11 protein-coding genes are annotated in these 12,949 nt (G+C 73.4%); all 11 read right to left on the reverse strand.

The genetic code is table 11. From position 1 onward, the window contains the following. Positions 1-97 precede the first annotated feature (97 nt). The 11 genes from ITJ60_RS13685 to ITJ60_RS13735 all read right to left on the reverse strand — a co-directional run bounded on the left by ITJ60_RS13685 (position 98) and on the right by ITJ60_RS13735 (position 12,941). Positions 98-1,276 (reverse strand): LLM class flavin-dependent oxidoreductase, encoded by a 1,179-nt coding sequence (locus ITJ60_RS13685; RefSeq protein WP_194648284.1) that lies wholly within the window; start codon positions 1,274-1,276, stop codon positions 98-100. Further along, on the reverse strand, positions 1,273-2,904 hold the full coding sequence (locus ITJ60_RS13690; RefSeq protein ID WP_228510230.1) for an ABC transporter substrate-binding protein: 1,632 nt from the start codon (positions 2,902-2,904) through the stop codon (positions 1,273-1,275). The genes ITJ60_RS13685 and ITJ60_RS13690 overlap by 4 nt, the downstream gene beginning before the upstream one ends. Further along, positions 2,901-4,538, reverse strand: a complete 1,638-nt coding sequence (locus ITJ60_RS13695; RefSeq protein WP_194648285.1) for a dipeptide ABC transporter ATP-binding protein — start codon at positions 4,536-4,538, stop codon at positions 2,901-2,903. Before ITJ60_RS13695 ends, ITJ60_RS13690 begins: the two co-directional genes overlap by 4 nt. Then, positions 4,535-5,428 carry an ABC transporter permease gene (locus ITJ60_RS13700; RefSeq protein WP_194648286.1) on the reverse strand — a complete coding sequence of 298 codons (894 nt, stop codon included), beginning with the start codon at positions 5,426-5,428 and terminating at the stop codon, positions 4,535-4,537. The genes ITJ60_RS13695 and ITJ60_RS13700 overlap by 4 nt, the downstream gene beginning before the upstream one ends. Then, entirely contained in the window at positions 5,425-6,399 is a 975-nt protein-coding gene (locus ITJ60_RS13705) for an ABC transporter permease (RefSeq protein WP_194648287.1), read from the reverse strand. The genes ITJ60_RS13700 and ITJ60_RS13705 overlap by 4 nt, the downstream gene beginning before the upstream one ends. Next, on the reverse strand, positions 6,396-7,418 hold the full coding sequence (locus ITJ60_RS13710) for an LLM class flavin-dependent oxidoreductase (protein WP_123672763.1): 1,023 nt from the start codon (positions 7,416-7,418) through the stop codon (positions 6,396-6,398). Before ITJ60_RS13710 ends, ITJ60_RS13705 begins: the two co-directional genes overlap by 4 nt. Beyond that, a complete protein-coding gene (locus ITJ60_RS13715) occupies positions 7,415-8,851 on the reverse strand; it encodes an NtaA/DmoA family FMN-dependent monooxygenase (RefSeq protein ID WP_228510232.1) in 1,437 nt (478 codons plus the stop codon). The genes ITJ60_RS13710 and ITJ60_RS13715 overlap by 4 nt, the downstream gene beginning before the upstream one ends. Continuing rightward, a complete protein-coding gene (locus tag ITJ60_RS13720) occupies positions 8,848-10,089 on the reverse strand; it encodes an LLM class flavin-dependent oxidoreductase (protein WP_194648288.1) in 1,242 nt (413 codons plus the stop codon). Before ITJ60_RS13720 ends, ITJ60_RS13715 begins: the two co-directional genes overlap by 4 nt. 10 nt (positions 10,090-10,099) lie before the next feature. Next, the gene (locus ITJ60_RS13725) at positions 10,100-10,552 is read right to left on the reverse strand and encodes a carboxymuconolactone decarboxylase family protein (RefSeq protein ID WP_228510234.1); all 453 of its coding nucleotides are present in this window, start codon (positions 10,550-10,552) and stop codon (positions 10,100-10,102) included. A 302-nt stretch (positions 10,553-10,854) separates the two neighbouring features. Then, complete coding sequence (locus ITJ60_RS13730; RefSeq protein ID WP_323749178.1) at positions 10,855-12,132, reverse strand: LLM class flavin-dependent oxidoreductase; 1,278 nt, start codon at positions 12,130-12,132, stop codon at positions 10,855-10,857. Next, positions 12,129-12,941 carry an LLM class flavin-dependent oxidoreductase gene (locus tag ITJ60_RS13735; RefSeq protein ID WP_194648289.1) on the reverse strand — a complete coding sequence of 271 codons (813 nt, stop codon included), beginning with the start codon at positions 12,939-12,941 and terminating at the stop codon, positions 12,129-12,131. Before ITJ60_RS13735 ends, ITJ60_RS13730 begins: the two co-directional genes overlap by 4 nt. Positions 12,942-12,949: the final 8 nt, after the last annotated feature.

Here is a 12,949-nt window from a genome sequence, read left to right on the forward strand (position 1 = left end):
CGTTGCATGCGCCACCGGTTGCACGCGCGCACGAACGACGAGCCCGATGTCGTGCGACATCGAGCTCGTCGTTCCGGGTCGACCCGGACCAGTACGGTCAGCGCACCCCGGCACCCACGCCAGCCGCCGCACGCGCAGCACCAGCAGCAGCACCAGCACCCCGCGCCGCCCACTCCGCGGCGAGCAGCTCGTACGAACGCACCCGGGCGTCGTGGTCGTGCGTGATCGTCGTCACCAGGAGCTCGTCCGCGCCGGTCGCCCGCTGCAGGACCTCGAGGCGGTCCGCGACGGCCGCAGCATCGCCGACGAACCGGGTGGCGAGCCGATCGGCGACCGACGCCGCCTCCGCCGCAGCGAGCGGCGCAGCCCGTGCCGCGGACGGCGTCGGGTACTCGATCGCCCCGACGCCGGAGCGGATCGAGTGCACCCACTCCGCGTACCCGAGCGACAGCTCCGCGGCCTCGGCCTCCGTGTGCCCGACGACGACGTCCGCCGACACGATGACGTGCGGTACCTCGAGCACCCCCGGGCGGAACGCGTCGCGGTAGGCCTGCACCGACGCCAGGACCGTGCCGGGCGACGTGTGGTAGTTCGCGCCGTACGGCAGTCCGAGTGCTCCGGCGACCCGGGCGCTCTCACCGCCCGTCGACCCGTGGATCCACAGTTCGACGGACGCTCCTGCTGCCGGCGGCGCCTCGACGACGGCGCCGTCCCGCGACCAGGTGCCGGCGAACAGCGACCGGATGAGCGACAGCTCGCCCTCGAACCGATCGACGTCACCGGGGACGCGTCCGAGCAGCTCCCCCTGCAGGGCGAACCGGCTGCCCGGTGCGATGTGGAAGTCGAACGGTGCGGGCACGAGCAGTCCGTCGACGACCTCGTCCGAGCGGGGCGCGAGCGACGGCGGCTTGGCGGTACCGGGTGCTGGCGCCCCGGAGCGGCCGAGCCCGAGGTCGATCCGCGGCCCGTACAGCGCAGCGAGGGTGCCGAAGGTCTCGGCGATCTGCAGCCCGCGGACGTTGCCGACGAGCGTCGCCGCGCTGCCGACCCGGATCGTCGACGTGGCCGCGGCGACCGCTCCGATCACGATGGTCGGCGCGCTGCCCGCGACACCGGGGTTGAGGTGGTGCTCGGCGAGCCAGTAGCGGGCGTACCCGGCACGTTCGGCAGCGACGGCGAGGTCGACGGTGCGGTGCAAAGCCGTGGCAGCGGACGATCCGGCGGTGACCGGCACCAGGTCGAGCACCGAGAGCGGGACGGAGCGAGCGGCGCTCACGAGGCGTCCTTCCACGCGCCGGTCAGCTGGTCGAGCCGGGTGTCGGCGCCGAAGACGATGCCGTGCACGTCCGTCGCCGGCGCGATGATGCTGGTGAGTTCGTGCACCGGGACGAAGTCGACCTGGGACGCGATGCGCTGCTGGATCTCCCCGAAGGTGGCTGACCGGTCGGACGCCGACGACTGCGACAGCTCCTTCGTGAAGAGCGCGTCGAGCGTCGTGTCCGACGCACCGATCGACTGTGCACCCGAGCTGGAGAACTTCGACCGCAAGACGTCACCGTCGGCGCGCGAGCTGTTGTCCCACGACAGGTCCCAGTCGCCGCTCGTCAGGTTGGCGAGGTACTGCGGCACGGTCCCGCTCTCGAGGGTGACGCCGACGCCGACCTTCCCGAGCTCCTGCTGGATCAGCTCGAGCGACGTCTGGTTCGGTCCGAAGTTCGTGATCCAGACGAGCTTGAGCTGCAGCTTCGTGCCGTCCTTCGTGCGGATGCCGTCGGATCCCTTCTCCCACCCGGCGTCGTCCAGGGCGGCCGCCGCAGCCTTCGGGTCGTACGTGGCCGAACCCGACGACGTGTCCGCGTACCCGGGCGTCGTCGACCCGAGGACCGAGTTCGCGACCGTGAACAGGTCGTTGAGCGCGGTGTCACGGACCGCCTTCGGGTCGACGGCCTGTGCGATCGCCTTCCGGACTGCGAGGTCCGAGACGATCGGCCGCTTCTGGTTGAACGTCAGGCCGAACACCTGGCCCGGGTTGGCGCGGGTGACGAGGTCGTACTGCGCCTGCAGGGTGTCGACGTCGCTCGGCTGCACGCTGCTGATCGCATCGAGCTGCCCGGACTGCAGGCTGCCGGTGCGGACGCTGGCTTCGGGGACGACCTGGAACGTCACCTTGGACAGGTGCGCTGCCCCGGCGTTCGACCGCGCGGCGGGGCCCCAGTCGTAGTCCTTGCGCTTCGTCAGGACGGTGGAGGTGTTCTTCGTGTACGACGACAGCGTGAACGGTCCGGTTCCGATCACGGCCTTCCCGTCGGCGCGGTCGTCGAACGGGGTCTCGGTGGTCTTCGGGGCGACGATGCCGAGGGCGACCGACGCCGTGGCGTTCGGGAACGCGGCGTTCGGCGCCCCGAAGTCGACCTCGACCGTGTCGTCGTCGACGACCTTCGTCCCCTCGTAGCCGGAGAAGTACGCGGCCGCCGTGCTCGATGCGCCGGCCGAGGCGATGTCGTCGAAGGTGTCCTTGACGGCCGTCGCGTCGAACGCGGTGCCGTCCGAGAACGTGACGCCGGAGCGCAGGTCGAACGTGAACGCGGTGGCGTCGGCGTTCGCCGAGTACTTGGTCGCGAGCCACGGCGTGAGCGAGCCGTCGGACGGGTCCTGCCAGAGCAGCGAGTCGACGAGCTGCCGGGTGATCGCGAACGTGTCGTTGCCCGCGCCGGTGCCCGCCGGGTTGAGCGTGATCGGGTCGTTCGCGATGGCGTACGTGAGCGAGCCGCCGTCGACGGGCTTCGACGACGACGAGGACGTCGACGCGGTGCCGCCCGACGAGCAGCCCGCCATGACCAGGGCCGCCGCGGTGCCGGCCGCGATCGCGGCCATCAGACGGAACGGGGTGCGGTGGGTGGTCATGAGACTCCTTCGGTGGTGGGGACGCGCCGGGATCGTCCCGGGATCGCGTCGAGCAGTGCGCGCGTGTACTCGTGCTGCGGGTCGTGCAGCACCTGCGCCACGTCGCCGTGCTCAACGACGCGGCCGCCGCGCAGGACGGACACCTCGTGCGCGATGCGACGGACGACGGCGAGGTCGTGCGAGATGAACAGGTAGGAGACGCCGAGCGTCGACTGCAGTTCCGCGAGCAGGTCGAGGATCTGCGCCTGGACGGACACGTCGAGCGCGGAGACGGGTTCGTCGAGGACGATGAACGACGGGTCGAGCGCGAGCGCGCGGGCGATCGCCACACGCTGCCGCTGTCCGCCGGAGAGCTCCGCCGGACGACGGCCGAGCACGGCCGACGGCAGCGCGACGAGGTCGAGCAGCTCCGCCGCCCGAGCCGCGCGGGACCGCCGGGTGCCGATGCCGAAGGCCGCGAGCGGGTCCGCGATCACCGCTCCCACCGACAGCCGCGGGTGCAGGGCCGCGTACGGGTTCTGCTGCACGATCTGCGCGCGGCGCCGGTACGCCCGGAGCGCCGCACCGCTGGCTGCGGTAACGTCCTCGCCGTCGAACTGGACGGTGCCCGCGTCGGCGCGCTCGAGACCGAGCACGAGACGCGCCGTGGTCGACTTCCCGGACCCGGACTCCCCCACCAGCGCGAGCGTGCGGCCGCGCGGGACGGTCACGTCGACGCCGTCGACGGCGGCCACGCGGGCGAAGGACTTCCGCAGGCCCGTCGCGACGACGAGCGGCTCGTCCACACCGGCCTGGAGGCGCGGGGCGGCTCCCACGGACACGGTCACGTCGTCGAGACTGGGCGCCGCTGCGATCAGTGCGCGCGTGTACGGCTCACGGGGTGCGCCGAGCACCTCGGCCGGGGTGCCCTGCTCGACGATCCGTCCCTCGGACATCACGACGATGCGGTCGGCCCGGTCGGCGGCGACCCCGAGGTCGTGCGTGATGAACAGCACGCTCGTGCCCCGTTCGGCGACGAGCCGGTCCAGGTGGTCGAGGATCGTCCGCTGGACCGTGACGTCGAGCGCGCTCGTCGGTTCGTCCGCGACGAGGAGCTCCGGGTCGCCGATCAGGGCGATCGCGATGAGCACCCGCTGCCGCATGCCGCCGGACAGCTCGTGCGGGTACTGCCGAGCACGGAGTCCGGGTCGGTCGATTCCGGCACGGCGGAGCTCCTCGACGGCGCGTTCCCGAGCCTCGGCACCGGTGGCGAGTCCGTGGATCCGGAGCACCTCGGCGACCTGGGTGCCGATCCGCGTCACGGGGTTGAGCGACACCGTCGGGTCCTGCGGGACGAAGCCGATCCGGACGCCGCGCACGGACCGCACCTGGCGGTCGGTCGCGGTGACCAGGTCGAGGTCCCCGGATCCGTCGGCCACCCCGGAGAGCCGCACCGTGCCTCCCGTCAGGTCCGCCGCTGCGGGCAGGAGCCGGAGGACCGCGTGCGCCGTCGTCGACTTGCCCGAACCGGACTCGCCGACGATGGCGACGCGCTCGCCGCGGCCGACGTCGAGTGAGACGCCGTGTAGGGCGGTGCGCGCGCTGCTGCCCCGGCCGTACGTGACGGTCAGGTCCTGGATGCTGAGCAGGCTCATCGGACGGCCCTCCGTTCGGTGTCGAGTGCACGGGCGACGCGGTTGCCGGCGAGCACCGTGACGGCGATCACGAGGCCGGGGATGGTCGTGAGCCACCACGAGGACGCGATGAAGTCGCGCCCGGTGGCGACGAGCGAGCCCCACTCGGGTTGCGGCGGCTGCGCGCCGTACCCGAGGAAGCTCAGGCTCGAGACGGCGAGGATCGCCGTGCCGAACTCGAGGGCGGCGAGCACCAGGACGGGCCCGGCCGCGTTGGGCAGCACGTGCACGAGCAGCACGCGCCACCAGCGGTTGCCGTTCGCGCTCGCCGCCTCGACGTACGGCGCGGTGCGGACCCGGACGACCTCGGAGCGCATGATGCGCGCGATCGTGGCGATGCTCGCGACGCCGACCGCCACCGCGACGTTCACGGTGCCGAAGCCGAGCACGGTGACGATCGTCAGCGAGAGCAGCAGGCTCGGGATCGCGAGCAGGACGTCGGCGACGCGCATGAGCACGGCGTCGACGACCCCGCCGACGAAGCCGGCGACGAGCCCGACGAGCGAGCCGCCGACCAGCCCGATGACGATCGCGAGGACCGCGGCCTGCAGTGTGAGCGCGGTGCCGTGCACGACGCGGGCGTACAGGTCGCGGCCGAGCTGGTCGGTGCCGAACCAGTGCGCGGCGTCGGGAGCGGTGAGCTTCGCGGCCGGGTCGGCGGCGAGCGGGTCGTGGTGGGTGAGTGCTCCGGGCAGGAGCGCGGCGAGCACGACGAGGGCGAGCCAGACGAGCGCGACGGTGAGCGTCGGACGGGCGACGAGCGCACGGAGCGCTGTCGTGGTGCCGCCGGGGACGCGGTCGGTGGCGAGCGACGCGGGGCGCCCGATGGCGAGCTGCGTGGTCTCGGTCATGCGGGGACCGCCTTCGGTTCGGTGGCGCTGGACGGGGTGGTGCGAGCGACGACGACGCGCGGGTCGAGCAGCGGGTACACGAGGTCGACGACCAGGTTCACCACGACGAAGACCGCGGCGGCGAGCAGCACGATGCCCTGCACGACGGGGATGTCCTGCTGCTGCACGGCGGTGGCTGTGACCCGGCCGAGGCCCGGGCGTGAGAACACCGTCTCGGTGACGACGGTGCCGGAGAACAGCTGTCCGACGATGAGTCCCGTCACGGTGAGCGCGGGCAGCGCAGCGTTCTTGAGCGCGTGCCGGAGCTGCACCCGCCACCGCCCGGCACCCTTGGCGTACGCGGTGTCCACGTACGGCTCGCGGAGGGTCTGGACGAGGGACTTCGACAGCAGCTGGGCGATCGTGGCACCGGTCGGCAGCGCCAGGGTGATCGCCGGCAGCACGACCGATGCGGGACCCTCGCCGCCGAACGCCGGGAAGACGTGCAGTCCGAACGAGAACCACTGCACCAGCAGCAGCGCGAACCAGAACCCGGGGACGGCGACGCCGATCGGGGGCAGCTGGAGCAGGAACTGACCGAGGGCCCGGTTCCGGGTCCACGTCGCCAGGACCGCGATCCCGCCGCCGAACACGATCGCGAGCACGAGGCCGGCGACCGCGATCTGGGCGGTCGGCGCGATCGCTTCGCCGATGACGTCGGCGACCGGTCGACCGACGCCGATCGAGCGGCCGAGGTCGCCGGTGAGCAGGGCGCCGAGGTGCTGGACGTACTGCACGAGCACCGGCTGGTCGAGGCCGTACTGGTGCCGGAGCGCGTCGAGCTGCGCCGCCGTGACGTCGGTGGCGTCCGGGCCGACCATGATGCGGGCCGGGTCGCTCGGCAGCACGTAGAGCACGAAGAACGAGATCGTCCACGCCGCCCAGAGCACGAGCACGGCCTGACCGATGCGGGAGAGTACGTAGCGGGTCACGCCGCCACCGCCGTCCGGGCGGGCGTCCACCCGAGCGCCGGTGCGACCTTCGCCACGACGTCCGAGACGATCTGCTCGTACTCGTCACCGGCGAACTCGTAGGGCAGCTCGATCCGGAACTCGTCGACCTCGGCGAGCGTGGCGTCGTGCACGAGCTGCTCGACGATCTGCTCGGCGGGCCCCACCAGGTCGGCGGAGAACAGGGTCCGCCGCGGTCCCTGGGGCGCGGTCTGCCGTGCGAGACGGGATTCGTACCAGGTGCGGTACCGCTCGCGCGAGACCCGGTCGGCCGAGTCGGTCGGCACGACGCACCGGCCCCAGGCCACGCGGGGCGTGCGGCCGGTCGGCAGCGCGGCGCGGTACGCCGCGAGCTGGTTCCGCTGAGCGGTGCCGTAGTCGTCGGTGTCCTCGCCCGAGGTGAGGTTGCCGAGCAGCAGGTTGAGCCCGGAGCTGCCGGCGAACGCGGCCGACCGGAGCGACCCGCCGCCGTACCAGACCCGGTCGACCAGACCCGGCGCGTACGGCTGCAACCGGGGGCGCTGGAGGTTCCCGGGGCTCTGGATGACGGTGTCGTCCGCGCCGAGGAACGCGCCGCGCAGGTTCTCCACGAACCGGGAGACCCGCCCGTACCCGCGGTCGAACGCGCGCCAGTCGCCGTCGAACACCAGGTCGCCGAGGATCTCGGCGTGCGGCGAGCCGGTGGACAGGCCGACCTGCAGCCGACCGTGCGCCAGGACGTCGGCGAGCGAGAAGTCCTCGGCCAGGCGGAAGGGACTCTCCCACCCGATCGGCACGACGGCGACGCCGAGCTCGATGGACGTGGTGCGCTGCGACGCCGCCGCCAGGAAGACCGCAGCCGAGCCGATGCCGTGCTCGAGGTGCCGGTGCCGGACCCAGGCGCCGTCGATGCCGAGCCGCTCGGCCGTGGCGAAGAGGTCGAGGGTGGCTTCGAGACCGTCGGCAGGGGCGTCGTCCTCGAAGTTGCCGGGGACGAGGATCGCGAGACTGGAGATCGTCACGCGAGCACCCCGGCGGACGCTGCCGCACGCGCCTGACCCGCCGCAGCGGCCGTGCGTGCGGCGGCCGATCGGTCGCGGATCGTGCCGGGCAGGTCGAGCGTCTGCCGGAGGGTCGCACCCTCGTCGTAGGACTGCCGGTAGACGCCGCGCTCCTGCAGCAGCGGGACGACCGTGTCGACGAACTCGTCGAGGCCGTACGGGTTGGTGTGCGGCACGACGACGAACCCGTCGGTGGCGCGCTCCTGCACGTACCGGTCGATCTCGGCGGCGATGTGCGACGCCGTCCCGACGAACCCGCCGCGGGTCGAGGCGCGGATGACGAGGTCGCGGATGGACAGGTGCTCGGCCTCGGCCAGGTCCCGCCAGGACTGCACGAGCGCGGGGACGTCGCGGGTGTGCCGTGCGCGCCCGCGGGTGATCGCGGTGCCCTCGTAGTCGGGCTCGATCGCCGGCAGCGGGCCGTCGACGTCGTACGACGACAGGTCGCGGTTCCAGACCTGCTCGAGGAACGCGATCGCCGTGGCCGGACTGACCTGGGCACGACGGATGGCGTTCGACCGCTCCTCGGCGTCCTCCGCCGACGACCCGATCACGAACGTCGCACCGGGCAGGATCTGCAGCTCGTCCTTCGACCGTCCGACCCGTTCGAGCCGCTCGGTCACGTCGCGGTAGAACGCCTGCGCGTCGTCGAACTCGGTGTGCAGCGAGAAGATGACCTCGGCGTTCGTGGCGGCGAGGTCGCGCCCCTCGTCGGAGTCACCGGCCTGCACGATCACCGGGTGCCGCTGCGGACTGCGGGGCACCGGGAACGTGCCGGTGACGTCGAACTGCGGACCGTGGTGGTCGACGTCGCGGATGCGCGACCGGTCGGCGAACACGCCGTCCGCCAGCTCGCCGACCGCGGCGGTGCCGGCGACGACGGCGTCGGGCTGCCACGAGTCCCAGAGTTCGCGGGACAGCGCGATGAACTCGGCGGCGCGCGTGTACCGGTCGGCGTGGTCGAGGAACCCGCCGCGGCGGAAGTTCGCGCCGTGGAACGCGTCCGAGCTCGTCACGACGTTCCAGCCGGCACGACCGTCCGTCAGGTGGTCGAGCGTGGCGAGCTGCTTCGCGAGCTCCACGGGCTCGTTGAACGTCGTCTGCAGGGTGCCGACCAGCCCGATGTGGTCGGTGACCCCGGCCAGGGCAGCCAGGACCGCGAGGGTGTTCGGGCGCCCGACCACGTCGAGGTCGTGGACGCGGCCCTTCTGCTCGCGGAGCCGCAGGCCCTCGGCGAGGAACAGGAAGTCGAAGAACCCACGCTCCGCGTTGCGGGCGAAGTGCTCGAACGACGAGAACGCGATCTGGCTCTCGGCGCGGTCGTCGCTCCAGATGGTGGTGTTGTTGACGCCTGGGAAGTGGGCGGCGAGGTGGACCTGACGCTTGGTGCTCATGCTGAGACCCCCGAGGGAACTGGACCGGTGACGGACGGACGGGCGTACCGGCTGACCGCCGGGGCGATGCCGAGCCGCGTGCGCAGGTCGGCGGTGGGACGGGACGCCACGTCGGCGCGGAGCCCGGCCGTGACGAGGGCGGGGACGAGCTGCCTGGCGATGGCGGTGCTGTCGATCGGGATGCGCAGCGGGCGGAGCCGGACGCCGGCGAAGCCGAGGCCCCGCAGGTCCCCGATCAGCGACACGAGTTCGGGCACCGTCGTCGCGAGCACGGACGTGTCCGACCCGGAGCCGACGGAGTACGGGGTACCGGCAGCGGCGTCGAGCGCGGCGAGCTCGTCGGCCGCGGCAGCGGTCGACGACCCGATCAACACCGCGAGGTCGGCGAGGACCGGGCGACGGACGTCCGACCCGGCCACCTGCTCGAGGTGACGGACCTCGTCCAACAGGTCCAGTGCCTCCCGGCCCTGGTACCCGGGCGTGACGAGCACGACGTCCGCAGCGTCGACGGCGAACGCCGCTGCGTCGGCGCGGTGGGCCAGGGCGAAGACCGGCGGGCGCCCCTGCGGCGACCGCGGCACGATCGACGCGCCGTGGACGGACAGGTGACGGCCCGCGTACTCGGCGTTGTGGATCCGGTCGCGGTCGATGAAGCGGCCGGTCGTGACGTCGCGGATGATCGCGTCGTCGTCCCAGCTGTCCCAGAGGCGGGAGACGACCTCCGCCGCCTCGCGGGCCTCGTCGAACAGCGTGGCCGCGTCGTCGCCGCCGGGTCGACGGCCGAACAGGGCCGATTCGCGGGGCGTCGGGCTCACCTGGATCCGCCACCCGGCTCGCCCCAGCGAGACGTGGTCGAGGGTCTGGAGGCCCGTGGCGACGTGGAACGGTTCAGTGTGCGTCACCGAGACGGTCGGCACCAGACCGACGGCGCGGGTCGCGGGGGCGACCGCGTTCGCGACGAGGAGGGCGTCGAGGCGTCCGACGACGGTCGTGGTGTCGAGGTCGTGGTCGGCAGCCGTCGGGCCGGGGCCTGCCGGGCGCGTCGGTCGCGTCGGGCCCGCGGTGAACGAGTCCTCGATGGTGACGGCGTCGATGCCGAGCCGGTCCTGCTCGACGACGACCTCGCGCCAGTGCCGGAGGCTCGACAGGCGGTGCGCGGCCGGGCCGGCGACGCGCCAGGCGGCGGGGTGCCAGCCGGCGCCCTGCAGCGCGGTGACGAGGGTGATGCGGTCGGGCATGGCAGTCCTCCTAGTGGGTGTGCGCGGCGTGGTCGGCGGCGGCCGACGCGGGGGCCGCGTTGGCCGGGGTCGCGTCGGCGGGGGTCGCGTGGGCGGGGGTCGCGTCGGCGGGGGCCGCGTCGGCGGGGGTCGCGTCGGCGCCGAACTTGAAGCCGAGCCGGCCGTGCGCGAACCCACCGCCGGCGCGGATGGCCGTGGCGACCCAGGCGGCCTCGGCGAGTTCAGCCTCGGTCGCACCGGCCGTCACGGCGCGCTGGCTGTGGCCGTCGATGCAGTAGACGCACTGGGTGGTGATGCCGACGGCGAGGGCGATGAGCTCGCGGTACTTGAGCGGGATCGCGCGGCCCTCGGCCTGGAACACCGACTCGTCGAACTGGACGAAGGCCTTGAGGATGTCCGGGGTCTGCTGCTTGTAGACCTTCGTGAAGGTCTTGTCCTGTTCGCGGTCGAGGTAGTCGGTCATGTCGGCGACGCTAGGGCGGTCGGGGCCCCGAGGCGACGGGTGTTGCGGACCGTGACCGGCGGTGTCGCCGTGTGACACGGTGCCGCCGGCCGGCCGTCACACGGCGTCACGCGCGGCGCGGGAGGCGCGGCGGGGGCGCGCGGTCCGCGCGGTCCGCACGGTGCGGCCTCCGTCGGTCGGTGCGAGGTTGCTCGCTCCGTGAGCGGCTGCAAGCCCGCACGGTGCGACCAACCTCGCACCAGCTGAGCGCACTCGCACCGTGCTGCAGCGCGGCCGCACCGCGGACCTCGCACGGTGCGCGGTCAGAGCCCCCGTGCGCGTGCCGCGAACCGCCCGCGCAACGTCACGTCCTCGTACGACCGGTGGAACACCCCGCGGCGCTGCAGGATCGGCACGAGCTCGTCCACGACGGTCTCGAGGCCCCGCGGGAACTCGTCGATCATCAGGTTGAAGCCGTCGGCGGCACCGGTCCGGTACCAGTCCTCGATGGTGTCGGCGGCCTGTTCGGGCGTGCCGACCACGATGCGGGCGCCGTACCCGCCGAAGCCCCGCAGCACGTCCCGCAACGAAGTGTTGTTGGCGCGCACCCACCGCACGACCGTCTCGTGGTACCCGAGCGAGGGCCCGTAGGTGACCGGGTCGACCTCGCGGTCCAGGATCGCCGACGGGATCGGCGCGTCCGGGTCGAGCCCCGACAGGTCGGCGTCGAGGTGCGTCCCGAGCGCCCGGAGCGAGTAGCCGTCCGGCGCGAGGGCCTCGAGCTCGTCGAACCGGCGCTGCGCCTCGGCCTCGGTGCTGCCGAGCACGAGCGACAGTCCGGGCACGACGGCGACGTCCGCTGCGCTCCGGCCGTACGTCTCGGCGGCGACCTTGACCGCGCGCAGGTGCTCGCGGGCTGGTTCCGGCGTCAACTCGACGGCGAAGACGCCCTCGGCGACCCGCGCCGCCAGGTCACGACCGTGCGGCGATCCCCCGGCCTGGAACACGACCGGGTGCCCCTGCGCCGACGGCGGGACCCGGACCACGCCCTCGAGGTCGAGGAACTCGCCGTGGTGCACGACGGGTACCCCGGTCGCGGCGGACCGCCAGAGCGCCGTCACCAGGTCGACGAACTCCCCGGCACGGGCGTAGCGCTCGGGCCGGTCGGGGTTCGTCGCGACACCGAAGTTCGCGGAGACCGAGCGGTCGTAGGTGGTGACGGCGTTCCAGGCGACGCGCCCGCCGGACACGAGGTCCAGCGACAGCAGCCGCTCGGCGACGTCGAACGGGTCGTTGTACGTCGTCGATGCGGTGCCGACCAACCCGAGGTGGCTCGTCGCGTCGGCGATCGCCCCGAGGGCCACGAACGGCTCGAGCAGTCCGTACGCACGGACGTTCGGGTCGCCGAACGCCGGGTGGTCGGCGAAGAAGACCATGTCGAGCAGGCCGCGTTCGGCGGTGCGCCCGAGGTCAGCCCAGAACTCCGCCGTGAGCAGGTCGGTCGCGTCGACGTCCTGGGTCCGCCAGGCCGCCGGACGCTGCCCGAACCCCTGCAGGTTCACGCCGAGGATCAAGCCGGCGTCGCCGCCTGCGCCCGTCACGCGGTCACCGCCGCGGCGTCCGGCACGGCGAGCCCGAGCAGGGCACGGAGCGTCGGGCGCCTCGGTCGTGTCGGTCGCGGAGGTCGCGTCACGGTCGACCGGGAGGCCCGGTGCTGCTCCGCCCCGTCCGTCTCCCCCGGCAGCGGTGCGAGCGGGTGCGCCGCGCCCCCGAGCGTGAGGTCCGCTCCGGGCACGTCGACGTCGTGCCAGACCGCGAGGACGGGTTCGCCCTGCCGGCTCGACGGCGTGGTGAGCGGTCCCCGGACGCGGTAGCCGTCCGGCCCGCCGTCGTGGTCGAGCGGTCGGATCCGGTCGGTGTGCGCGAAGACACCCGACGTGCGGTCACCGACGATGCTGTCGAGCGGCCAGGTGCGCCACAGCCCGCGGAGCACGCGGGCGAACTCGGCGGGGTCGTGCGGTGCGCCGGTGCTCGGTGCTCGGAGGGCCGGTGCGCCGTGGTCCCGGGCGCCGACGACGATGCCCACCCGGCCGTCCAGGACGTGGTCGAGCGAGAGCACCCGGCGGGCGACGTTGTACGGGTGCTCGCGGGTCGGTGCCACGGCGACGAGGAACCCGTGCTCCGGCAGGGCACGGCCGAGGGTGAGCGCCGCGGTCGTCGGGTCCAGCCGGTGGCCGGTGCTCGTCGCCGGGTCGAAGCGGTCGGTGCCGATCGCCACGACGGCCGTTCCGGAAGCGACGATGCGGGCCGCGAGCCGGGCGATGCCGCCGGGTGTGGCGGCCGCGGCGGCGAGGTCCGCGTCCGGGATGGCGACGACGAGTGGTGCGGGGGCGCTGGGCGCGGTGGTCACGGTGGTCC

The organism is Curtobacterium sp. VKM Ac-2884, assembly GCF_015350945.1.
Taxonomy (GTDB): domain Bacteria; phylum Actinomycetota; class Actinomycetes; order Actinomycetales; family Microbacteriaceae; genus Curtobacterium.

Coding starts and splice junctions, on each gene's coding strand:
- ITJ60_RS13690 (WP_228510230.1), bottom strand. CDS start 2,904: ATGACCACCCACCGCACCCCGTTCCGTCTGATGGCCGCGATCGCGGCC.
- ITJ60_RS13720 (WP_194648288.1), bottom strand. CDS start 10,089: ATGCCCGACCGCATCACCCTCGTCACCGCGCTGCAGGGCGCCGGCTGG.
- ITJ60_RS13715 (WP_228510232.1), bottom strand. CDS start 8,851: ATGAGCACCAAGCGTCAGGTCCACCTCGCCGCCCACTTCCCAGGCGTC.
- ITJ60_RS13695 (WP_194648285.1), bottom strand. CDS start 4,538: ATGAGCCTGCTCAGCATCCAGGACCTGACCGTCACGTACGGCCGGGGC.
- ITJ60_RS13700 (WP_194648286.1), bottom strand. CDS start 5,428: ATGACCGAGACCACGCAGCTCGCCATCGGGCGCCCCGCGTCGCTCGCC.
- ITJ60_RS13725 (WP_228510234.1), bottom strand. CDS start 10,552: ATGACCGACTACCTCGACCGCGAACAGGACAAGACCTTCACGAAGGTC.